Origin of the sequence: Shewanella sp. 10N.286.52.A9, from assembly GCF_041468985.1 — a bacterium.
In the GTDB taxonomy this organism is placed as follows: Bacteria; Pseudomonadota; Gammaproteobacteria; order Enterobacterales; family Shewanellaceae; genus Shewanella; species Shewanella japonica.
The window spans coordinates 218,507-239,854 of record NZ_JBFRJQ010000006.1 but is presented as its reverse complement, the minus strand read 5'-3'; the positions used below and the strand labels follow the sequence as shown (position 1 = coordinate 239,854).

Annotated in this window: 21 protein-coding genes; 6 read left to right on the top strand and 15 right to left on the bottom strand. The window is 41.1% G+C overall.

Going from position 1 to position 21,348, the window contains the following annotated elements; translation table 11 throughout:
* The first annotated feature begins 3 nt into the window (after positions 1-3).
* On the top strand, positions 4-729 hold the full coding sequence (locus AB4128_RS06170) for a glycerophosphodiester phosphodiesterase (RefSeq protein WP_055023425.1): 726 nt from the start codon (positions 4-6) through the stop codon (positions 727-729).
* 61 nt (positions 730-790) lie between these two features.
* Here the strand turns inward: AB4128_RS06170 and AB4128_RS06165 are convergent, their stop codons facing one another.
* On the bottom strand, positions 791-1,123 hold the full coding sequence (locus AB4128_RS06165) for a DUF3392 domain-containing protein (protein ID WP_055023426.1): 333 nt from the start codon (positions 1,121-1,123) through the stop codon (positions 791-793).
* Between the two features lie 45 nt (positions 1,124-1,168).
* Here AB4128_RS06165 and AB4128_RS06160 point away from each other — a divergent pair, with 45 nt between their 5' ends.
* Together AB4128_RS06160 and AB4128_RS06155 are read left to right on the top strand one after the other, a co-directional pair.
* Positions 1,169-2,095: a D-2-hydroxyacid dehydrogenase gene (locus tag AB4128_RS06160; RefSeq protein WP_055023427.1), complete on the top strand. Its 927-nt coding sequence runs from the start codon at positions 1,169-1,171 to the stop codon at positions 2,093-2,095.
* A gap of 352 nt (positions 2,096-2,447) precedes the next feature.
* Complete coding sequence (locus tag AB4128_RS06155) at positions 2,448-2,642, top strand: bacterioferritin-associated ferredoxin (protein WP_372037249.1); 195 nt, start codon at positions 2,448-2,450, stop codon at positions 2,640-2,642.
* A 126-nt stretch (positions 2,643-2,768) separates the two neighbouring features.
* On the opposite strand, the gene parC is transcribed toward AB4128_RS06155, so the two are convergent.
* From parC to nudF, 7 genes are all read right to left on the bottom strand, one after another.
* A complete protein-coding gene (gene parC / locus AB4128_RS06150) occupies positions 2,769-5,060 on the bottom strand; it encodes a DNA topoisomerase IV subunit A (RefSeq protein WP_372037248.1) in 2,292 nt (763 codons plus the stop codon).
* Positions 5,060-6,160: a sorbosone dehydrogenase family protein gene (locus AB4128_RS06145; RefSeq protein WP_055023611.1), complete on the bottom strand. Its 1,101-nt coding sequence runs from the start codon at positions 6,158-6,160 to the stop codon at positions 5,060-5,062. The genes parC and AB4128_RS06145 overlap by 1 nt, the downstream gene beginning before the upstream one ends.
* A gap of 116 nt (positions 6,161-6,276) precedes the next feature.
* Entirely contained in the window at positions 6,277-8,163 is a 1,887-nt protein-coding gene (parE, locus tag AB4128_RS06140) for a DNA topoisomerase IV subunit B (RefSeq protein WP_055023430.1), read from the bottom strand.
* Positions 8,164-8,219: 56 nt separating this feature from the next.
* On the bottom strand, positions 8,220-8,795 hold the full coding sequence (locus tag AB4128_RS06135; RefSeq protein ID WP_055023431.1) for a YqiA/YcfP family alpha/beta fold hydrolase: 576 nt from the start codon (positions 8,793-8,795) through the stop codon (positions 8,220-8,222).
* Positions 8,796-8,873: 78 nt separating this feature from the next.
* Positions 8,874-9,713 carry a 3',5'-cyclic-AMP phosphodiesterase gene (gene cpdA, locus AB4128_RS06130; RefSeq protein WP_372037247.1) on the bottom strand — a complete coding sequence of 280 codons (840 nt, stop codon included), beginning with the start codon at positions 9,711-9,713 and terminating at the stop codon, positions 8,874-8,876.
* A gap of 32 nt (positions 9,714-9,745) precedes the next feature.
* Positions 9,746-10,186 (bottom strand): DUF1249 domain-containing protein, encoded by a 441-nt coding sequence (locus AB4128_RS06125; protein WP_372037246.1) that lies wholly within the window; start codon positions 10,184-10,186, stop codon positions 9,746-9,748.
* Positions 10,187-10,260: 74 nt separating this feature from the next.
* On the bottom strand, positions 10,261-10,875 hold the full coding sequence (nudF, locus tag AB4128_RS06120) for an ADP-ribose diphosphatase (RefSeq protein WP_372037245.1): 615 nt from the start codon (positions 10,873-10,875) through the stop codon (positions 10,261-10,263).
* Positions 10,876-11,271: 396 nt separating this feature from the next.
* Between nudF and tolC the strand changes: the two genes are divergently transcribed.
* Positions 11,272-12,579, top strand: coding sequence for an outer membrane channel protein TolC (gene tolC, locus AB4128_RS06115; protein ID WP_055023435.1), 1,308 nt, complete (start codon positions 11,272-11,274; stop codon positions 12,577-12,579).
* Positions 12,580-12,667: 88 nt separating this feature from the next.
* On the opposite strand, the gene AB4128_RS06110 is transcribed toward tolC, so the two are convergent.
* Genes AB4128_RS06110 through AB4128_RS06100 form a run of 3 tightly spaced genes read right to left on the bottom strand, consistent with a single transcriptional unit; the run spans position 12,668 to position 14,877 of the window.
* A complete protein-coding gene (locus tag AB4128_RS06110) occupies positions 12,668-13,405 on the bottom strand; it encodes a TIGR04219 family outer membrane beta-barrel protein (protein ID WP_080916829.1) in 738 nt (245 codons plus the stop codon).
* Positions 13,406-13,407: 2 nt separating this feature from the next.
* Entirely contained in the window at positions 13,408-14,379 is a 972-nt protein-coding gene (locus tag AB4128_RS06105; RefSeq protein WP_055023437.1) for a DUF2333 family protein, read from the bottom strand.
* 12 nt (positions 14,380-14,391) lie between these two features.
* The gene (locus tag AB4128_RS06100; protein ID WP_055023438.1) at positions 14,392-14,877 is read right to left on the bottom strand and encodes a copper chaperone PCu(A)C; all 486 of its coding nucleotides are present in this window, start codon (positions 14,875-14,877) and stop codon (positions 14,392-14,394) included.
* A gap of 35 nt (positions 14,878-14,912) precedes the next feature.
* Between AB4128_RS06100 and AB4128_RS06095 the strand changes: the two genes are divergently transcribed.
* Positions 14,913-15,650 (top strand): enoyl-CoA hydratase, encoded by a 738-nt coding sequence (locus AB4128_RS06095; RefSeq protein ID WP_055023439.1) that lies wholly within the window; start codon positions 14,913-14,915, stop codon positions 15,648-15,650.
* Between the two features lie 104 nt (positions 15,651-15,754).
* Here AB4128_RS06095 and AB4128_RS06090 read toward each other — a convergent pair whose 3' ends face one another.
* From AB4128_RS06090 to dusA, 4 genes are all read right to left on the bottom strand, one after another.
* The gene (locus AB4128_RS06090; RefSeq protein ID WP_055023440.1) at positions 15,755-15,961 is read right to left on the bottom strand and encodes a PspC domain-containing protein; all 207 of its coding nucleotides are present in this window, start codon (positions 15,959-15,961) and stop codon (positions 15,755-15,757) included.
* Positions 15,958-16,137 (bottom strand): hypothetical protein, encoded by a 180-nt coding sequence (locus tag AB4128_RS06085; protein WP_055023441.1) that lies wholly within the window; start codon positions 16,135-16,137, stop codon positions 15,958-15,960. Before AB4128_RS06085 ends, AB4128_RS06090 begins: the two co-directional genes overlap by 4 nt.
* Positions 16,138-16,140: 3 nt before the next feature.
* On the bottom strand, positions 16,141-16,488 hold the full coding sequence (locus tag AB4128_RS06080) for a hypothetical protein (protein WP_119967926.1): 348 nt from the start codon (positions 16,486-16,488) through the stop codon (positions 16,141-16,143).
* A 324-nt stretch (positions 16,489-16,812) separates the two neighbouring features.
* Positions 16,813-17,832 carry a tRNA dihydrouridine(20/20a) synthase DusA gene (gene dusA / locus AB4128_RS06075; RefSeq protein WP_192021594.1) on the bottom strand — a complete coding sequence of 340 codons (1,020 nt, stop codon included), beginning with the start codon at positions 17,830-17,832 and terminating at the stop codon, positions 16,813-16,815.
* 688 nt (positions 17,833-18,520) lie between these two features.
* On the opposite strand from dusA, the gene AB4128_RS06070 reads away from it, so the two are divergent.
* Complete coding sequence (locus AB4128_RS06070) at positions 18,521-21,337, top strand: Ig-like domain-containing protein (protein WP_372037244.1); 2,817 nt, start codon at positions 18,521-18,523, stop codon at positions 21,335-21,337.
* Positions 21,338-21,348 lie beyond the last annotated feature (11 nt).

The following is a 21,348-nucleotide window of genomic DNA, read 5'->3' as shown; positions in this document are numbered from 1 at the left end:
TCAATGCTAATTTTTGCCCACCGCGGCGCTAGCGGTTATGAAGTAGAAAACACCTTAGCAGCAATGGAAAAAGCATTACAACTAAATGTGCAAGCCATTGAATTAGACGTATATAACGTTGAAGGTGAGCTTTATGTTTTTCATGATAGACGCCTTGAAAACAAAACTTCCGGCAAAGGTTTAGTTCATCTAAGTCGCAAAGATGCCATCAATAAAGCCAAGATAAAGCAACATTCAATTCCGACATTTTGGCAAGTGATGAGCCTGATAAATGGTCGATGTATCGTCAATATCGAGCTTAAAGGCTATCACACCGCTATGCCAGTAATTGAAATGTACCCTGCACTTATTAGCCAGTTAAACTTTACTCAAGCGCAATTACTCATTTCATCGTTCAATCAACCGTACTTAGCGCAAGTTAAACAACATCTTCCAGAGGCAAGAGTCGCCCCAATTCTCTCTGGTGTCCCGCTCAATTATGCGGAATCCGTTACACAGTTAGGCGCCTACTCCATTCATGTGGATATTCATTTTGTTACTCATGAAATGGTGAAAGATGCACATCAACGAGGGGCTAAAATATATGTATACACGGTTGATGTCCCTGAAGACATCCAGGCCTTAAAAGCCTTAGGCGTTGATGGCATTTTCAGCAACTTTCCCGATAAAGCCGCAGATGCACTTTTGAGTCAAAATGCTAATGAAGATCATCAACATTGGTTTGGATAAGTTAGCGCATGGGTTATGAGTGCTTATTTAGGGTTTAGGGATTAGTATTTAGAGTTAAGGCTCACACTTGCCTATTTCGTTGCGCCCAAGCACCAATGGCGAAAAAGATACCTATGACCAGTAACAGCATCCATTGCGAAGGCATGCTACGGAGTTGGCCTGCGAGCCAAGGACTAATACTAACAATAGCCAAACCGTAGCCAAAAGCATTGATCATAACAAATGCACTCGTGCGAACAAAAAAGCCACTGCCGGCTAACGATTTTCGTAATATACGGTTGATGTCGGTCGCAAATATAACAATCGCGCACGCCACAAGTGCAGTGGCAATTTCACTCATCCAAGGGTGAAGCATTGCACCAATTTTAGCTAGAAATGCTATGATTTGATTCATTAAACAACCTCAATTTATGTCAATAAAAACGTACTGGGAAACCATATGGCACACAAACTTCTACTGCTAACTCAAGACAATGATAAATACCGTCAACTGCTGTCGCATTGCCAATTACCTGAGTTAACCATTCTAGGAGATGATCCAAGCAGTATTTGTGAAGCCGATATCTGGTTTGCTGAGCCTCAACTGGCAGCCCCACTGCTCAATTTAGGCTCTGAACTCAAGTGGATGCAATCGACTTTTGCTGGCGTTGATAAGCTTACTGGCTCAAGGCAACGCCACGATTATGCTCTCACGAACATTAAAGGTATTTTCGGACCGCTAATGAGCGAGTATTTATTTGGCTACCTATTAGCTCATCAGCGTGAACATGCAAAATATAAACAACAACAGCAACAACAACAATGGGCTCCAGGTAATTTCCGAACCTTACAGGGTCAACATTTACTGTTATTAGGCACTGGCTCCATTGCGCAGCATATTGCACAAACAGCCAAACATTTTGGAATGACAGTAACAGGCCTAAGTAAAAGTGCCGTCAGTAAACCCTATTTTGATCATATTGATACTATCGAGCAGCTTGCAACTTATTTACCCAAGGCACAAGCTATAGCGAGCATCTTACCTAGCACGCTCGATACAGAGAATTTATTAAATGCCGACATGCTAGCCCTGCTACCTTCAGAATCTGTGCTCTTTAACTTAGGAAGGGGTAATGTGCTTGACCTTGATGCTCTTGCAAAACAGCTCAAACAACAACCCAAACAACATGCGGTACTTGATGTCTTTAATCAAGAACCATTAAGCAGTGAGCACCCCATTTGGCAATGTCCTAATGCCATAATCACCCCGCATATCGCTGCACCAAGTTTCCCTGAGCAAGTGGTCGAGGTCTTCGCTGATAACTATCGTTTGTGGCGACAACAGTACCCGCTAAAACATCAAGTCGACTTTATAAAAGGTTATTAGTTAAAGCTGAGACTTTCAGCTTAAAAGCCTTGCTTGTGACCACATAATGAGACCGAATATTCACCTAAAGTGCTAAATCTACTTTTTGTAAGTTGCCACTTTGAGTTGTTTAACGGTTTACTACAGTTTGCAGGCGGCACCCTAAATTATTTCACAACTCGTGTTTTCACTGAGTTTGTGAGCTATTTAACAGTTTGTAATAACCATTACTTTTACTCCTCAAACTCATTTAGTCAAAAAAGTTATTAGCAATGAGAACTGTTTTCATTTACAATTGCGTTATAGTTAATTAAGCACAAAATCTTTTGCAATAAAGCAAAAGATACGCAGTCAGAATAAATGAAGAGGCTTTATGTACGTTTGTCTTTGTCACGGCATTACTGATACCCAAATTAGAGAAGCAGTCAGCAAGCATGGCGACAGCTCTTTAGCTGCCGTTAAAAAGCGCTTAGGTGTGGCTGATCAATGTGGTAAATGTTCACGTATGGCAACTAACATCATTAAAGCTCAAGTGGATGTTGAACCAAACTTCTACGAAGTTGCATAAGGTCTAACCCTACCTTATTCCAGCAGATTTCATATCAATCAAATTCATAAAAAATGCAGCCTAAGGGCTGCATTTTTTTATCTCGAGAAAGTCGCTCAATGATTCTCTATCATTGAGCTTATAGTCTTACTCAGTCGTTTCAACTTCTGTTTCAGTTGCTTGGTTACCTAATTCGATTTGCACACTATCAACGCGTTGAAGACCTCTAGGTAATTTAGCGCCTCGACGGCCTCTTTCACCGCGGTAATGCTCAAGATCAGATGGTTTCAAGGTCAACTTACGTTTACCAGCCCACAAGGTCACTGAGGCATCTTCAGAGATAATATCTAAATGGATGAGTAACTCTTCACGGCTCTTCGAACGATCCGTCGGAATACCTATAATTTTATTACCTTTACCTTTCGATAATTGCGGTAAAGCATCCACATCAAATATCAGCATTCTGCCTTCATTGGTAATTGCAATAATAGACTGTGTTACGCCTTTATTAACAAGTTTAGGCATTAACGATTGCGCATTTGCTGGGAGACTTAACAAAGCTTTACCGGCTTTATTTCGGCTTACCATGTCTGCATACGAACCAATAAAGCCATAACCGGCATCACTAGCTAATAAATAACATTGCGAGTCAGTACCAAGTAGTACATGACGCATAACTGCACCTGGCGATAAATTAAATCGAGTGGTAATTGGCTCACCCTGACTTCTCGCAGAAGGTAAAGTATGAGTATCTGTAGCAAAAGCCCGCCCAGTCGAATCAATGAATACACTCGGTTGGTTACTCTTACCGCTCGCACTGCATAAGAATGCATCACCTGATTTGTAATTGAGTGCTTCACCGTCGACATCGTGACCTTTAGCGCAACGCACCCAGCCTTTTTCAGATAACACAACAGTCACAGACTCAGCAGGCGTCAATTCTTGCTCTGTTAATGCTTTAGATTCTATACGCTCAATGATAGGTGAACGTCTATCATCACCAAACGTTTCACCGTCTTGAATCAGTTCTTTTTTAACTAATGTTTTTAAACGTCGCTCAGATCCTAAAATTAACTCTAGTTTGTCACGCTCAGCAGCCAACTCTTCTTGTTCAGCTTTAATTTTAAATTCTTCAAGCTTAGCTAGATGGCGAAGTTTTAAATCTAAAATGGCTTCAGCTTGCTTTTCTGATAACGCAAAGCGAGACATTAACTCCGCTTTGGGTTCATCATGAAAACGAATAATCTCGATGACTTCATCGATATTCAAAAACGCAATCATTAATGCATCAAGAATATGTAGTCGAGCGAGTACTTTATCGAGCCTGAATTGCAAGCGACGAGTGACTGTCGAAATACGATAGGTTAACCACTCAGTTAATAGCTCTTTTAAGCCTTTCACTTTTGGACGGCCATCAAGACCCAGTACATTCAAGTTAACTCGGAAGCTTTTCTCAAGATCGGTAGTAGCAAATAAATGCGCCATCAACTGATCACAATCAACTCGATTTGAGCGAGGAACAATCACTAACCTTACCGGGTTTTCATGATCTGATTCATCTCGTAAATCCGCAACCATAGGCAGCTTTTTAGCCTGCATTTGATTCGCGATTTGTTCTAGAATCTTACCACTGCCAGCTTGATGAGGTAGTGCACTGATAACGATTTCACCGTTATCATTATCGTATACAGCGCGCATTTTGATAGAGCCACGACCGGTTTCATAGATTTTGGCAATATCTTTACTTGGTGTGATGATTTCTGCATAGGTTGGGTAATCAGGTCCCGGAACAAACTCCATTAAGCGCGCTAAATCAGCCTTAGGATTTTCCAGTAACTCCACACAAGCCGAAACTAACTCTCTGGCATTATGTGGCGGAATATCGGTTGCCATACCTACTGCAATACCCGTGATACCGTTTAATAAGATATGAGGTAAACGAGCGGGTAATGACTTAGGCTCTTTCATTGTGCCATCAAAGTTAACACCCCAATCAACCGTACCTTGACCTAACTCTGATAATAGTACTTCCGAAAACTTTGACAGTTTTGCTTCGGTATAACGCATTGCAGCAAATGATTTAGGATCGTCCGGTGCACCCCAGTTTCCTTGACCGTCAACTAACGGGTAGCGATAGGAGAATGGTTGTGCCATTAACACCATTGCTTCATAACATGCACTATCACCATGTGGGTGATATTTACCTAACACATCGCCGACTGTACGGGCTGATTTCTTATGTTTAGATTGAGCGGATAATCCTAACTCGCTCATGGCATAGATAATACGACGTTGAACCGGTTTTAAACCATCGCCAATATGCGGCAAAGCGCGATCCATGATCACGTACATTGAATAGTTTAAATAAGCCTCTTCAGTAAAGCGGCGCAGAGGCATTTGCTCTACACCATCGAGGCTTAATTCAATCGCATCACTCATTATTTCGTATCCTGTGATTGTTCTGTCGCTTTATAAAATAAGCGATAAATATTGCCCTTTAAGTCATCAGAGATGAACATTGCACCATCAGGTGCATTAATCAGGTCATAAGGTCTAGCGACGGGAAATTCTCCGTCTAAAAAGCTTACCACTCTTTCACGCTTAATAACTTGGTCGTCATCAAGAGTTAGCATCACAACCTGATAGCCAATCTTACTTGAGCGATTCCAAGAGCCATTTTCGGCAACAAAAAGTTGGTTATGGTAACGCTCAGGAAATAACTTGCCTGAATAAAAAAGTAAGCTGGTTGGCTTAACATGTGCTGGGAGTTCAAACTCTGGCGTTGTTACGTTTAAGTTATCAGGCTTTTTAAAGGCAGGTTCAGCGACATCGGTTCCATGTACATAAGGAAAGCCAAAGTGGCTACCTTTAACATCGATGCGGTTAATCTCATCGGCCGGCATATTGTCGCCCATCCAATTTCGGCCTTGATCAGCAAACCATAATTGTTTGGTACTCGGTGCCCAATCAAAACCGATAACTCGACGTAAGCCAGAAGCAACTTGTTCTGTATCGCCAGAATCAAGGTCGATGGCAAGCATACTGCCAAAAGGAGCTGGCGCTTCACAGACGTTACACGGAGAGCCGATTGAAATGTAAAGGCGACCGTCAGGACCAAATTTCATGCCACGAGCATGTTTACGCTCTACACTCGGTAGACCCGAGTACACTTCCTTAGGGCGTCCAGGTCGGCGCAGTCGATTCTCAATATCTGGGTATCGAAGGATGCGATCTTCATCGGCAACATACAAATCGCCCTGGTGAAAAGCAATGGCTTCAGGATACTCTAACCCTTTACCGATTAAATATCGTTTATTCACCTGACCGTCATTATCTGAATCGACCAAGGCATAGATAGTGCCACTCTTTTTAGAGCCAACAAATAACGTGCCTTGGCTACCAATTGCCATCTGTTTAGCGTCGCCTAAATCAGAAGCATATAAAGTGAGTCCAAATCCCTTGGTAACAGTAATCATCATAGGATCGGCAGCAAAAGCTTTTGCTGCAGCAAATTGAGCCAATGCGAACACTGATATCATTTTCAGCGCATTTGACACCAACTTTGTATCCATTTTAATTATTATTTTCGACATTATATTTATTCTTTTGCCCTATTTTAGCGCCGCATCAATTAGCTAACATAATCCTTGTTGGCTTATAGCTCTGCTAAGTCACCCTTCGACTCTAACCAAACTTTACGGTCTGGCGAACGTTTCTTAGCAAGTAACATATCCATTAATGCCATGGTGTCTTCATTATCATCAATTGTGAGTTGCACAAGACGGCGAGTATTCGGATCCATTGTTGTTTCTCTTAATTGCAACGGATTCATTTCACCCAGACCTTTAAAGCGAGTCACTTGGACTTTGCCTTTTTTCTTTTCTGCAACAATTCTGTCTAATATACCGTTTTTTTCGTCTTCATCTAAGGCATAAAAGACTTCTTTGCCTAAATCGATACGGAATAATGGCGGCATCGCAATATAAACATGACCTTTCTCAACAAGAACTCGGTAATGCTTCATAAATAACGCACACAACAAAGTCGCAATGTGAAGTCCATCAGAATCCGCATCCGCAAGAATACAAATCTTACCGTAACGTAACTCAGAAATATCCTCACTGTCAGGATCACAGCCAATTGCAACTGATATATCATGTACTTCTTGTGACGCTAATACTTGCGAAGCATCTACTTCCCAGGTATTTAAAATCTTACCTCGTAGCGGCATGATAGCTTGAAACTCTCTGTCTCGAGCCTGTTTTGCACTACCGCCTGCCGAATCACCCTCCACTAGGAATAACTCACCACGCATTGGGTCTTGGCCACTACAGTCGGTCAACTTACCCGGCAACGCTGGGCCTGAAGTGACTTTTTTACGAGCGACTTTTTTGGCTGCTTTTAAGCGGCGCTGGGCATTGCTAATACACAACTCAGCGAGTAACTCAGCTTGCTCAGTATTCGAGTTCAACCATAATGCAAACGCATCACGAACAATCCCAGAAACAAATGCCGAGCTTTGACGGCTCGATAGTTTCTCTTTTGTTTGCCCTGAAAATTGTGGGTCTTGCATCTTTATCGATAAAATAAAAGACGCTTTATCCCAAATGTCTTCAGGAGATAATTTAAGCCCGCGTGGGACAAGGTTCCTGAATTCACAGAATTCACGCATTGATTCTAATAAACCTTGTCTAAAGCCATTTACATGGGTACCACCTAAAGGTGTAGGAATAAGGTTAACATAGCTTTCATAAATGCTATCCCCGCCTTCTGGTAACCAAGTAATGGCCCATTCAGCAGCTTCAATTTTGCCTGTGAAGCTGCCAATAAATGGCTCTTGTGGTAAAAGAACCGAATCTTTAACCGCTTCTTTCAAATAATCGGTTAATCCACTCTCATAAAACCATTCATTCACTTCACCATTTTGCTTGTTAGTGAATTTAATTCTTAAGCCTGGGCAAAGTACTGCCTTTGCACGTAATTGATATAAGAGTTTGGTAATAGAGAAATTGCCAGAGTCAAAATAGCTAGCATCTGGCCAGAAATGAACACGGGTACCCGTATTACGGCGACCACAAGTGCCTGTGACAGTGAGGTCTTCAACTTTTTCTCCGTTCTCAAATGCCATTTCATAAACTTGAGCATCACGTCTAACACTGATTTCAACTCGGGTTGATAAGGCGTTGACAACAGAAATACCAACACCATGCAAACCACCCGAAAATTGATAGTTTTTATTAGAAAACTTACCACCGGCATGAAGCTTCGTTAGAATCAACTCGACACCTGGGATCCCTTCTTCTGGGTGAATATCGACAGGCATACCACGACCATCATCGGTCACCTCTAATGAGTTGTCAGTATGCAAAATCACATCAATTTTAGAAGCATGACCCGCTAAAGCCTCGTCGACACTGTTATCAATGACCTCTTGGCCTAAATGGTTTGGTCGGGTGGTATCAGTGTACATACCTGGACGGCGTTTTACTGGGTCGAGTCCATTAAGAACCTCGATTGCATCAGAAGTGTATTGATTGGTCATAGTCCACACATTTGGTCAATTATCAGCCCAACATATGGGGCTAATATAAAAACTGTTTAAGAAATTTTTAAAAAGTCACAAATCTTATCTAGCTGATTTTTATAGCCAATAAAACTGTGGTCACCGCCTGGCTCTAAATGAAGCTCGCAACAGTGATATTTCGTTAATGCTTGACGATAATCTAACACTTCATCGCCAGTTTGCAAAAATACTAGAAAACGGTCGGGATGTTTAATGACTTCGGTATTGAATTCAGCCACATCATTTTTATGCTCAGGCAGCACTTGATAGTGCTCATCAGTATAAGGGTTATATTGCGGTCCAAGAAACTCATCGAATAACTCAAATGGTGTGACAGCAGGATTAATCAGCACTGCTTTACCACCATATTTTTCAGCTAAATAACTTGCAAAATAGCCGCCCAATGAGGACCCTATAAAACACAAAGACTCTCCTTCGTTTATTGCTTGTTCAACAATACCACATAACAAGGCCATCGCGGCTTTTGGCGATGAAGGAAGTTGAGGTTGAATAAATGATAAATCTGGAAAACAGCGCTGTATATAGTGTGCTGTTTCGATTGCTTTGTCAGACTGAGGAGAACTATTAAATCCATGTATATAGAGAAGCATATTTCCTCTCGCTGTGATTAACCTGAAAATGCAGTAGCATTCGCTTATACATCAGGTTACAACATGAATCGTTAACGTTTAATAACCGCTAGCATCATTGTCTGGTGAGAATTTTTCGCCCGCTACCCGATGTACTTGAGTCTGAATGCTACCATTGCTAGCAAGCTCCAGCAAACGATAGCCAGGTTGAAGGCCATCTAAAGCGAAGTAAGAGGATTTCGGTTTAAATTGTATACAGGTTGAGGGGGTGGCCATTAATTGCATTGGACCAAAATCACCTTGATACTCTGTATCAATAGACTGGTGTACGTGTCCCCATAGTAAGCCTTTAACTTGGGGATACTTGGCCATTCTTTCCAAAAACTGCTCACCGTTCGCCATACAGTGTTGATCAAGCCAGCTGCACTTAACCAAAATGGGATTATGATGCATCACAAGTAATACATGCTTATTAGGCTCTGCTTTTATAGCTGCATCAATGAGTTCAAATTCTTGTTCAGCAAGATAACCACCAGGCTTGCCACGCACAGTAGAGTCCAACATTAATATTTGCCAGTTTCCAGCCAACACTCGTTGCTGGCCAAATAAATGCGGCCCTTGCATATGCAAGCTCATTAAGCGTGGGTCATCATGATTGCCGGGTAAATAATGGCAAGGGATATTGAGTGCAGCGATGTCTCTAGAAAAGTGTTGGTAAGACTGTGGAGAGTAATCTTGGCTAATATCGCCAGTGGCTAATACTAAATCAGCAGAATATTGGGAGGCCAAATATGTGTCTAGTACTGCTTGGAAACTGGCAGCCGTACTCACCCCTAACAACTTTGCTTCAGGATCTGCAAATAAGTGCGGGTCAGTAACTTGAATAAGTCGCACGACATCCGTTTCTGCAATTGAATAAGACACTGGCTGTTTAAGCACTAATTAATCCCAACATAAATTAATTCAATGTATTAGAGTACTGATAGACTGATATCTTTAGGACGACACCCAATCTTCAATAACTCCTCCAGAAATGCATTAACTTGATACTTCTCATCCGTTTGATGCATATGTACATTTGGATAATCATACACTGCTTTCAGTCGATAAATCTGTTGACTAGTTAACACTTCTGCTAATTGAGCATCATGATAGACTCGCACACAAGCTTTAGGTGTGGTAAGGAAATCACTGTTGGGCAAATGGCGTGAAATTTCAATTAATTGAGTATACTTAGTGTTTTCAAGTAATGTGACGTGGAGTTGTCCAAACTGCCCAGCAATAATCCAAGGAGTATTTAAAGCGGCATCTTCAGGAAGCCACTTTAGAATTAAGGCATAGTTGCGCCCGCACAGTGCCAAAAACGCACTGACATTAGGCTGATACTTCTCTTTTTCATTCACTTGGCTCACTGGGTTCTCTCTTTCAATATCAATAGCTATTTCGCAATAGTTAAGGTAAATCTGTTTTGCAGGACCTTAGGCAGTTAAATTTTATCTATATTAAGTGCTAACCACTGCAAACCAATCACAGTAGACGCATTATCAATTCGACCTGAGTTAACCATTTCCATAGCGGCATCAACATCAACAACATGTACTTTGATGTCTTCATGTTCATAGTCTAAACCATGAATGCCTTTAGCTTTAGAAGCATCAACTTTAGCCCAATAAAAATGAAAACGCTCAGATGAACCACCCGGAGTCGCTAAGTAACTGTTTACAAGATTGACTTCGGAAGCTGTTAAACCGGTTTCTTCTAATAACTCACGCTCAGCCACTTCACTTGGTACTTCACCGGCAGCAATCATACCTGCCACGAGTTCAAGAAGCCAAACAGAATTAGTTGTTGCTAATGCAGGAAGGCGTATTTGTTCAATTAATACGACTTGTCGTCTAACAGGATCATACGGTAACACGACAACGGCATGCCCACGCTCAAAAACCTCTCGGGTGACCTCTTCACTCCAACCACCAGCAAATAACTTATGCTTAAATCGATACTCATCCAGTTGAAAGAAACCTTTATATAAGGTCTTTGTTGAAATTATTTCAACATCAGTAGATGCGTTAAACTGTTCTATTATCTCAGTATCTTTCATATTTTTTCTTACAGTTTGTAAGCCCTTTGAAATATTTTATCGAGTATATTAGCCAATGTTGATTTTTGATATTTGCTAAAGTCATTATTGGTATTGCGATGGTAGTTTCCTATACTATAAGCAGCAGGAAATAGATAAAATTCACCATAAAAAATACCAATAGCTGAGTATTGTATTTAACCATGTAAGGTGAAAAAAGTCTGTTACAACTTGAAAGTTGATATTTAGCTTAAAGATGATAGTCTTTTTATCATATACACTAGATACATAGCGGGATTGCACAAAGTTTTAAGTGGATCACAAACACACAAAGCGATCTTGCTCACATAGTCAATCTGTGCACAACAAAGTTAATATTTCCTCCAGGTTAGGAGGCCATGTCTAAAAGGGCAGCAAATGAAATTTAAAATACGTTCTTTATACGCAGCGCTAACATTAGCGGTTGCTGCACCTGCAGCTAATGCCGATGATTTGCTCCAAATTTATCAGCAAGCGCTAACAAGCGATACAATTGTATTGCAAGCACAATCTCAACGTGATGCATTATACGAAACGATTGAAGAAAACCGTGCTCCTTTATTACCTACCATCAGTGCTAACGTAGGTTACTCTAAAGCATGGAATGATTCAGAAGGTTCACCTACCGAAAAGCCTGAAGGTTTTACTGGTGGTTTAAGCCTTAACCAAGTCATTTACGATCACAGTGCATGGGTTGGCTTAGACCTTGCTGAAATGGCTGCATCTCAAGCTGATTCAGCTTACGCATCGGCATTACAATCATTAATTATTCGTGTAACGACTGCTTATTTTGATGTATTAACCGCAAAAGATAACTATGAATTCCAAGGCGCAGAAAAACGCGCGATTGAGCGTCAGCTTGAGCAAACTAAACAACGTTTTGCTGTAGGCCTTACCGCAATTACTGATGTGCATGAAGCGCAAGCTCAATACGATTTAGCTTCAGCAACTGAAATTCTTGCAGAAAACACATTAGCAAACAGCTATGAAGCATTACGTGAAATCACAGGTATTGATCATAAATCGATTAATACCCTTGATACCAACCGATTCTCTGCTGGTGCACCAAGCCCAACCACCTCTTCAGAGTGGTTAACCATGGCTGAAACCAATAGTATTGATTTGATGACTCAACGTATTGGCCGTGATATCGCGAGCAAAACTATCGAGCTATATAAAGCAGGCCATATGCCATCGCTTAATTTAGGTGCGGGTTACACTAAAGGTTTTGAGCAAAGCCCTGGTGCCGATTACGATAATGCCAACATTGCAGTGACATTAAGTGTACCGATTTTTGAAGGCTTTAAAGTATCTTCACAAGTTAAACAAGCGCAGTACCAATACGTTGAAGCTAGTGAGAAGCTAGAGCAAGTTCATCGTGGTGTTGTAAAAGATGTGCGCAATAACTTTAACAACGTTGGTGCATCAATCAGTTCAATCCGTGCTTACGAGCAATCAGTGATTTCTTCTGAAAGTGCATTAAAAGCAACTCAAGCTGGTTTTGAAGTAGGTACACGTACTATTGTTGACGTACTCAACCGTACACGTGATTTATATGATTCAAAACGTCAGTTATCTGATGCGCGATACGGTTACATCAATTCAATCTTAGCGCTTAAACAAGCAGCTGGTACCTTGAGTGAAGATGACATCATTGCTATCAATAATGGCTTAATCGCACAATAATCTATGTTGTGATGATTAAATGCTAAGCATAAAAAAACCGCCAATCGGCGGTTTTTTTTTGCTTGTTTCAACCTACATTGAAGGCTGATTAGAATGCCAATTCAACACCGGCAAAAGCACCTTTAAATGACATGTTTTGAGTTGTGCTAGAGAAGTCATCAACGTCAAAGTTAAATTCGCGGTAACCCACACGAACAGCTGTATCAAGTGCAACACCATCAAACTTCCAACCAAGACCTGCGTTGTAGTCGTATACACTCGTTTCATCAACACCTAACATCACGTCAGCAAATGCATATAAACCGAGTCCTGGTACACCGACTTCAGCGCTGGCATAAACCATAACGATGCCGCTATCGACATCAACTTCTTCTGGATGACCAGGATCTTGAACACGTAAAGAGCCGTGCATTTGTTTGTAAGCAGCACCTAAGTCTAAAGCAACTAAATCGTTATCTAAGATTTCGTAATAAAGCACAAAATCAGTGTTACTTAAGTCATTGAAAACTGTCGTATCAGAATCAAACTGGTGACCATTAAACATGAAGTTTGAATCGATTTGGCTTCCTTTACCTTCTAGGCGGTTTTCACGAATTTTGACATTCGGCACTAAAGGAATTGGATGCTCAAAGGCAACCCATAAACTACCTTGAGACTTAGACTCGTAGTTATACGTTTGTGCTACACCATCATCGCTGTTGAATGAACCACTGGTATCAGCATCCCAGTAATCACCACCAACTTTAAAACCAACAACAGTAGCTGCATGAGCAGAAGAAACGCTCAACATACCTAATAAGGCAGTGGCAAGAAGTGTCTTTTTCATCATTATCCCTGAGAGAGTAAGTTAGTTAAATCAATCACCGCGGCATTAGCACGCGATATATAGTTGGCCATCACTAACGAGTGGTTAGCCACCAATCCAAATCCATCACCGTTTAAAACCATTGGACTCCATACGGTTTGCTGAGTTGCTTCGAGTTCACGAATTATCTGACGTAAGCTCACCTCAGCATTTTTCTTTTCCAGCACATCGGCAAAATCAACTTCGATGGCTTTCATAAAGTTTAATAACGCCCAAGCAGAACCACGGCTTTCATACAACACATCATCAATTTTCCACCAGCTTGTTTTTATTTCTAAGCTCGCCATTGATGACGTTGATTGTCTTGCTGCGGTATCACCAGCTAAATCGGTATTCAATCTATCTTGACCAACACTGGCAGATAAACGTTGTGACATACTGCCTAAACGCTTTTGCACTTCTTTAAGCCACTCGTTTAAATTATCTGCACGGGCATAAAACTGGGCATTACTGTTTTCAGTATCACTGATTTTAGCGCGATAAAGTTTCAATAGTTTTATGGCTTCACGATATTCACTTTCAGCACTCGGCACTAACCAGCTAGTATGCTCAATATTCAGTTTTGAATGAGCGGCAAGTAAGTCTGCATCTGCCGTTGATTGTGATTGCGAACGACTGAACTCCTTACGCATAATTAAGGCCAAATCACGTGATTGCTCTAATGCGCCAAACTCGAATGCTGGCATATTATCCATCATCACAGAAGGTGGCATAATATCATTGGATAACCAGCCACCTGGTTTGTCCAATAAGGTTTCCATGGTTGAAATTAATGACGATGTGGTCGCATAACCAACAACATCTTCACCGCGCTCATTTTGCAGTACTTCTGGCTCAAGAATATCAGGCTCGATACTCCACCAAACCGAGATAACGTATCCGATTAAAAAGATAAACCCGACTACGCCAATGACTTTATTCCTTGTTACTTGCATCAATACAACTCCTTAATGATGATGGTGATGATGGCTTTCTTGGGATTCATTACTCGCCTTTTTCTCAACCGTCAGTTCAACTTGTAGTAGTTCGCCATTTTTAAAAACCAATTCTAACGGGACTGTATCCCCTACTTTCAAAGGCTCTGTAAGTGATAACAGCATGATATGATCACCAGAGGCCTGTAATGACAAGGTGCCATGAGACGGGATCTCGAACCCTTCTACCTGACGCATTTTTACCATGCCATTTTCTTCAATTAACGTATGAAGCTGAGCTTCTTTTGCCACTGGTGTATTCACAGCGACTAATGTGATTGCTTTGTCAGTATGGTTCATTAATGTCATGTATGCTGCGGTATTTGGCACACTTGCAGGCATGGCTCTTACATGACCATCACTTAACATTATTCCAGCAAAAGCCGAAAAAGAAAACGTGGTTAAAACTAAAAAACTAAACAGTTGTTTGAATATTGCTTTCAATGTCTTAAACTCCATTTACACCCTACTCGCGTCCATAAGGAAAACAACGAATGAGCCAGATTCAGGTTAAGGATGATCAAGGCGTACGTATTATCAGTTTTAATCGTCCAGAAAAACGTAATGCCTTTAATCTTAAAATGTACCAACAGCTTACAGAATACCTGATCCAAGGTGAGAGCGACAATGACATTCGTGCCTTTATGTTGCGTGGTGAAGACAAATGTTTCACATCAGGTAATGATATTGCCGATTTCCTTGCCAGCGGCGAGCTAAACGACAGTCATCCTACGGTACAATTCTTACATTGCTTACTCACGCTCAAAAAACCAATTGTTGCTGCTGTATCTGGAGCAGCTGTCGGGATTGGCACAACCATGCTGTTACATTGTGATCTCGTTTACGCTGATAACAGTGCTAAATTTCAGTTACCGTTTGTGAATTTAGCGTTAGTCCCAGAAGCGGCCTCGAGTTTACTTTTACCTTTGATTGTTGGCCAGCAAAAAGCGGCAGAATTGCTCTTATTAGGCGAAAGTTTTACCGCAGAGACAGCATATGAGCTCAATATCATCAATCGTGTGGTTGAACAGTCGGATTTAGATAACTTTGTGTTAAGCCAAGCTAAAAAGTTAGCGGCTAAGCCACCATTGGCCATGCAAGCATCTAAAAAGTTACTACGATACAATCAAGCAGAAGTGAAACAGCAAATGCTTACTGAGCTTGAGTTATTTAGTGAAAGGTTAAAAAGTGATGAAGCGAAAGCCTGCTTCCAAGCATTTTTATCTCGCTAATCTATGTGGTCATTAAGTCGGCTCATCTAAAACCAGCTTGGTAATCAACTGACGATGCAAATAATCTCAGCTAGGGGCGGTGATGACCATCACTGTCCCTTACATTAATAGCGAGACTGTTGCTGACTTACGATAATGGCAGCGATAAAGTAACCTATTAGGCCAACAGTTGGACTTAAAAAAATAGCGATAAACGTTAATACACGCGTCCACATGACAGACCAACCGAATTGTTTTGCTACCGAAAGGCATGCGCCGCACACTAATCGTTTTTTAGCTTTCAAATAGTTCTCTACATCTGACATGTTCATTCTTTTTCTCCTACTAAACCAGCTTGGTTAAATTCTGCTGAGATAGCATCTACATGGCTAAATTGGTACCGCTGCAACCCGCAAATCAAAAGTGAACACACAATAAAACTGATTACGGGAAGCAGAAGAAGTGAAATCAACGGATCTGCTAAATGAAATATCATCATTAAATCCATGAATTAGTCCTCGTTACTGGCTAATACTGATTCCGCATTTTCTTCCTGTGCTGACTCAGCTAATTCTAGTGAGCTATTTAAAGCAAACACTTGCTCAGCGATTTGACTATGCAGTGACAATACAATTTCTTGTTTCGCTGTTTGCAGCATTTCTGTTGCAGTTTCACTGATTCGAGTTTCTAACACATGAATCACATCGGCACTGTTCAAATCGTTTGCTTGTGCCCCCATACTTGCTGTTGCAAGCAGTGCAACCAAAGCTGCTTTTTTCATGACACTTTTTGCTGATGAAGTTGCATTAGTGTTTGCCGATAATAATGAACCAGTTGTATTTGTAGTTGAGTTAAACATGATGTCTTCCTTTTCATTTGTTGGGTACACCATGGTTATTACAAGCTGCGTGCCAAGTTTTAAAATATTTTTTAACACCTGATTTATAAGAGTTTTTATCAAAAAACTTTCTAATCGACTAAAAAGCGCGTTGAGCATTTTTTAAACTATTAGTATTTTTAACCACAAAAATAGTGAAATTAGCTAAAACTTAATTAGCCAAATAACAGTCACAAAAAAAGCGCCCTATAAAGACGCTTTTAAAAGTTAATTTAGCTCGACAACAGCATCATGTAAGCGATACTAATAACCTAGATGCCAATGCAAGATAATCATTCACAACTATCAAAGCTTGTTGTTAGGATAAAAGGTCACATCAGCAGGTGGGCGACTTTGCTCCATTCTTGCCACTGCGTCCCAAATAACCGAGACACCAGCACCAGCTTTATGAGCATTCTCACTTAAATGTCTGCGCCATCCTCTTGAGCCTGGTAAACCTTGAAATAAACCAATCATATGACGAGTGATATGATTTAACCGTCCGCCCTGCGCTAAATGTTGCTCAATATAAGGCATCATTTGTTCAATAACCTGCTCACGGGTAATGACGGGTTTATCATCACCATAGATAACTTGGTCAACCTTAGCGAGTAAATAAGGGTTCTGATATGCCTCACGGCCTATCATCACACCATCTAATTGCTCTAGGTGCGTTAACGAATCTTCTAAGGTTTTTACACCGCCGTTAATACTGATATTCAAATCGGCATAATCACGCTTTAACTGGTATACACGCTCATAATTAAGTTCAGGTATTTCCCGGTTCTCTTTTGGGCTTAATCCTTGCAACCACGCTTTTCGAGCATGCACAATAAAGGTATCGCAACCAACCGCTTTTACCGTATCAACAAAATCAGTGAGAAATTGATAACTGTCTTGCTCATCGATACCGATTCGAGTTTTAACCGTTACAGGGATATCAGCAACTTGCTTCATCGCATCAACACACTCAGCCACAAGTTGTGGCTCGCCCATTAAGCAGGCACCAAAACGGCCATTCTGGACTCGATCAGAAGGACAACCCACATTGAGGTTAATCTCATCATAGCCGCGCTCAAACGCTAACTTGGCGCACGTAGCTAAGTCTTTTGGATTTGAACCGCCCAATTGAAGCGCGACAGGATGCTCTTCTTCGTTATACGCCAAGTAATCGCCTTGACCATGAATAATTGCACCTGTGGTGACCATCTCGGTATACAGCACGGTATTCGCTGACATCAACCGAGCAAAATAGCGATAATGTCTATCAGTCCAATCAAGCATTGGGGCAATAGAGAGTGCTCTGTTTAACTTCTTGTTTGTCACAACTAACTCAACCTTTTACAAATCAATTGGTTAAACCAAAAACTATCGATTACAACCAGCTTAAATAAAATGCCTTTCAGGCCTATTCTTACTTTTCAGTCCGTTTGGGGAACCTGATCCACCTCTTCTAAGGTGGTTTATTATAAACAACGGAGCATACAAAAAGACGAATTATACCATTAATAAGCGTACAAGAAAGAAAGCAACCGCTTATTACACGACAGTCAGAATGACAGGTAAACTTAATCCAGCTATAACCTCTACTTTTGTCCCCAACTTTCCTCATTCTGAGGTGCCAATTTGAACTCTTTTACTAACCAGTTGGAGTTATTGAAATGTAAATGTTGGTAAATTTGCCCCCTTAACCAAAATGAACAGCCCGCCTAAGAATTAACAACACACTTACAATAGACGATTTCCGAAAATACAAAATAAAAACTTAAAGCGATTACCCCAATAATAAATAATCGATATAAATCAATATCATAATATTTATACTAAATAGAAAAAAATCTGTTTTTAACGCTTTCAATTAATTTACATTGTCAAACTAAAATTTACAAATAGTTGCGATCATGATCGTAAAACTAAAAACATGTATCAGATCGTGATGAGAATGATTTGCATTTGTAACAACACGGTATCAAAATGCCCGCGAATATAAATTGATAATAAATAGGACTTTCTGATGGCGAAGCATACATTCCCGATCGCACCTTTAGCTATTGCTGTAGTTTCCGCATTACTAACAGCATGTGGTGGAGGCTCTTCAGACTCAAACTCTGCACCTGTATTTGACACAGCTTCACTGGCTGTAACTGTGCAAGAAGACACTAGTTTTGATGGTAATTTAATCGCCACTGATGAAAATAGCGATCAAATCACCTTTTCTATTACTCAGACGCCTGAAAATGGGTCACTTTCATTGAGTGCTGATGGAAGCTACAGTTATACGCCAGCAGTTGATTTTTTTGGTACAGACACCGCAATAGTACAAGCAAGTGATGGAACGGTTGCCACCTCAGCAAATCTGGTATTCACTGTCACCAATGTGAATGACATCCCCGTAATTGTAAGTAGCAGCATCGCTGTGAATGCAAATGGTGTGACAGAAGGACAAATTGTGGCGACGGATGCTGACGATGACGCTCTAAGCTACAGCATTGAAACCGCCCCAGAATCAGGAACATTAACACTTGATGCAATAACAGGCTCATTCACTTACACCGCTGACCCATTATCATTTGCCAAATCTTTTACAGTAGGTGTCACCGATGGGCATTCTGACATGCTCACAGCCGTTATTGAGCTTAAGCCTAGCTACGAAACTAATCAGCAAAAGCAAGATTATTACTATGCTTCCGAATTATCACATCTTAAGCAGTCTCAGGCATTAATTGATAGCCTTGAACAAGACAATCTAGCTGACCCAGCCTACCTTGCGTTAGCCCGCGGTTATGCCAATGCAGGCTTTACTGACGAAAGTAGCCGTATTGTCAATGAAGATATTATTAATCAAGACAACAAAGCCAGAGCATTAAAAGATATTGCATCTGACTATAATGACAATGGTTTATTTGACCAAGGTGACACACTTCGTGATGAGGCATTAAAAGTCTACAATATCTACGTCGCAGACAAAGGCTTTAGTAGCTTCAATACCTCAGATGGTGGATTTTACCTTTCTCTATTAGGCGATTATCAAGACAGCGGCAATGAACTAGGCGCCGAAAATGTATTAGCAACGCTTGAGCTGATTAAAGAAGCACTAAAATCTGATGAATATACGACAAGTTATGGCTATTTACTGACTAGCAACCGTAATTATGTCGAGGCATTGCAAGCACAATACTTGGCGGATAAAACAGAGGCGAATCGACTTAAATTTGTTGCTTCCGTTGATCATTTTGTCGAGTACATTGAAGATATCGGTTATGAGTATTTACCTTCTTCAAAAACCAATGCCGGAAGCCCTGATTATTATAGACGAGCATTTTATTACGGCTGGGCGCTTGAATACTATGTTCGTGCAGGCGAAGAGCTTAAAAGTAAGGAGCTCATCGCGCGGATAATTTCGCTACACGGTGAGGTAACTTACGATGAAGAATATAATCGTCCAGCGAATGAGTATGCGGAATATACCAAAGAGAACGGTGTCGCTTATGCATTACAACTCGCGGCCGGTCCGCTAGAACTGTTTTACCCTAACATAACACCGAACCCAGCTTTAGCGATTGTAGCAGGTTCCGAATTCTTAGATCGGTATGAATCAACGGTTCAGGAAGAGATTGACGATTATCATGGGTTATCAATCATACTTGAGGGTGGCAGTGTTGAAACCGCAACAGACTATTTAATTGCTCTATCACCAGATGCTTACCGAACACAGTTCAGAGCCGTTGCAGAGCAAACAATTACCAGCCCAGGATTAACCACACACCTTATTAATTATGGTATGTATGATGAAGCCAAACAGGCTATTGAAGTTGCCAAAGGCATTCTTACCAGTGAAGAAATGATTAATGAAAGGCTGACGTCTCCAGCCTACATTGTTGGCGACTGGGGCTGTGGTAAATTGATCGAATTACTCCAACGGATGGATGCTCAAGATGATGCCAAAGCATTATTCCCAACCTGCCATCAACTATTAACTGATAACTACCCGATCAACGCAGAAGGCCTTACAACCTCTAACCTGTTAGATGCACGACAGAAGTTGATGAGCATTGCTGGTAAAGTCGATGAGTCAGAAGTCGCAGCAGCCACGACCATTGAAGCACTATCGTTGATCGACATAGTCAGTGATTTTGAAGACCGCATTGAATGGCGTTACGAATTTTCCCAAAGCGCTGCACTTAACGGCTTGTTAATGAGTGCTGCTGAGCAAACAACAACATTAGTAAACGAATATATAGCCGGATATGAGGCATTTGTTGCTGCAGAAGATGGCGATGAAGAAGCAGGATTAGACTTAGGTATTGATATACTTGAGCAACTTGCTAGCCCTGATGATTTTAATACCTCTACCGATGCGTACTCTGTGGTAACACAAATGCGTTATCACGCAGCATCGGATGAATATGCGACAAGTTTAGCCAGCGTACAAGCTGATATTGCAAAGCTAATTAGTTTCATTGATACCAAGGTGCAAACACAAACCGCAACCATTCAAGCTAATATTTACGAGGATTCGGCCGCCCTACTTGCTGGAGCGCGTAACTACGATTTAGCAAAAGAGATCATTGCTCGAGATGCCAATGCAGAAGCTGCTCAATTAGAGCTTACCTCTGTATTAGCTGAAGAAATCGCCCTACAAGAAGATTTCCCTGCAACTGTTGCTGCTAACGTCGATACAGATCAAGACGGCAAGCCTAATTTCTTCATCAGTATAGCAACTGAAGAACAAATCACCGCTTCTGGCTTGACCGCTGATGATGATACTGACGGTGACGGTATTCTTGACAGCGAAGATGTTAATCCACTATTGCCTGATAACGCGCAGTAACGGTTAACACT

Coding starts and splice junctions, on each gene's coding strand:
- AB4128_RS06170 (WP_055023425.1), top strand. CDS start 4: ATGCTAATTTTTGCCCACCGCGGCGCTAGCGGTTATGAAGTAGAAAAC.
- AB4128_RS06165 (WP_055023426.1), bottom strand. CDS start 1,123: ATGAATCAAATCATAGCATTTCTAGCTAAAATTGGTGCAATGCTTCAC.
- AB4128_RS06160 (WP_055023427.1), top strand. CDS start 1,169: ATGGCACACAAACTTCTACTGCTAACTCAAGACAATGATAAATACCGT.
- AB4128_RS06155 (WP_372037249.1), top strand. CDS start 2,448: ATGTACGTTTGTCTTTGTCACGGCATTACTGATACCCAAATTAGAGAA.
- parC (WP_372037248.1), bottom strand. CDS start 5,060: ATGAGTGATGCGATTGAATTAAGCCTCGATGGTGTAGAGCAAATGCCT.
- AB4128_RS06145 (WP_055023611.1), bottom strand. CDS start 6,160: ATGATATCAGTGTTCGCATTGGCTCAATTTGCTGCAGCAAAAGCTTTT.
- parE (WP_055023430.1), bottom strand. CDS start 8,163: ATGACCAATCAATACACTTCTGATGCAATCGAGGTTCTTAATGGACTC.
- AB4128_RS06135 (WP_055023431.1), bottom strand. CDS start 8,795: ATGCTTCTCTATATACATGGATTTAATAGTTCTCCTCAGTCTGACAAA.
- nudF (WP_372037245.1), bottom strand. CDS start 10,875: ATGAAAGATACTGAGATAATAGAACAGTTTAACGCATCTACTGATGTT.
- tolC (WP_055023435.1), top strand. CDS start 11,272: ATGAAATTTAAAATACGTTCTTTATACGCAGCGCTAACATTAGCGGTT.
- AB4128_RS06110 (WP_080916829.1), bottom strand. CDS start 13,405: ATGAAAAAGACACTTCTTGCCACTGCCTTATTAGGTATGTTGAGCGTT.
- AB4128_RS06105 (WP_055023437.1), bottom strand. CDS start 14,379: ATGCAAGTAACAAGGAATAAAGTCATTGGCGTAGTCGGGTTTATCTTT.
- AB4128_RS06100 (WP_055023438.1), bottom strand. CDS start 14,877: ATGGAGTTTAAGACATTGAAAGCAATATTCAAACAACTGTTTAGTTTT.
- AB4128_RS06095 (WP_055023439.1), top strand. CDS start 14,913: ATGAGCCAGATTCAGGTTAAGGATGATCAAGGCGTACGTATTATCAGT.
- AB4128_RS06090 (WP_055023440.1), bottom strand. CDS start 15,961: ATGAACATGTCAGATGTAGAGAACTATTTGAAAGCTAAAAAACGATTA.
- AB4128_RS06085 (WP_055023441.1), bottom strand. CDS start 16,137: ATGGATTTAATGATGATATTTCATTTAGCAGATCCGTTGATTTCACTT.
- AB4128_RS06080 (WP_119967926.1), bottom strand. CDS start 16,488: ATGTTTAACTCAACTACAAATACAACTGGTTCATTATTATCGGCAAAC.
- AB4128_RS06070 (WP_372037244.1), top strand. CDS start 18,521: ATGGCGAAGCATACATTCCCGATCGCACCTTTAGCTATTGCTGTAGTT.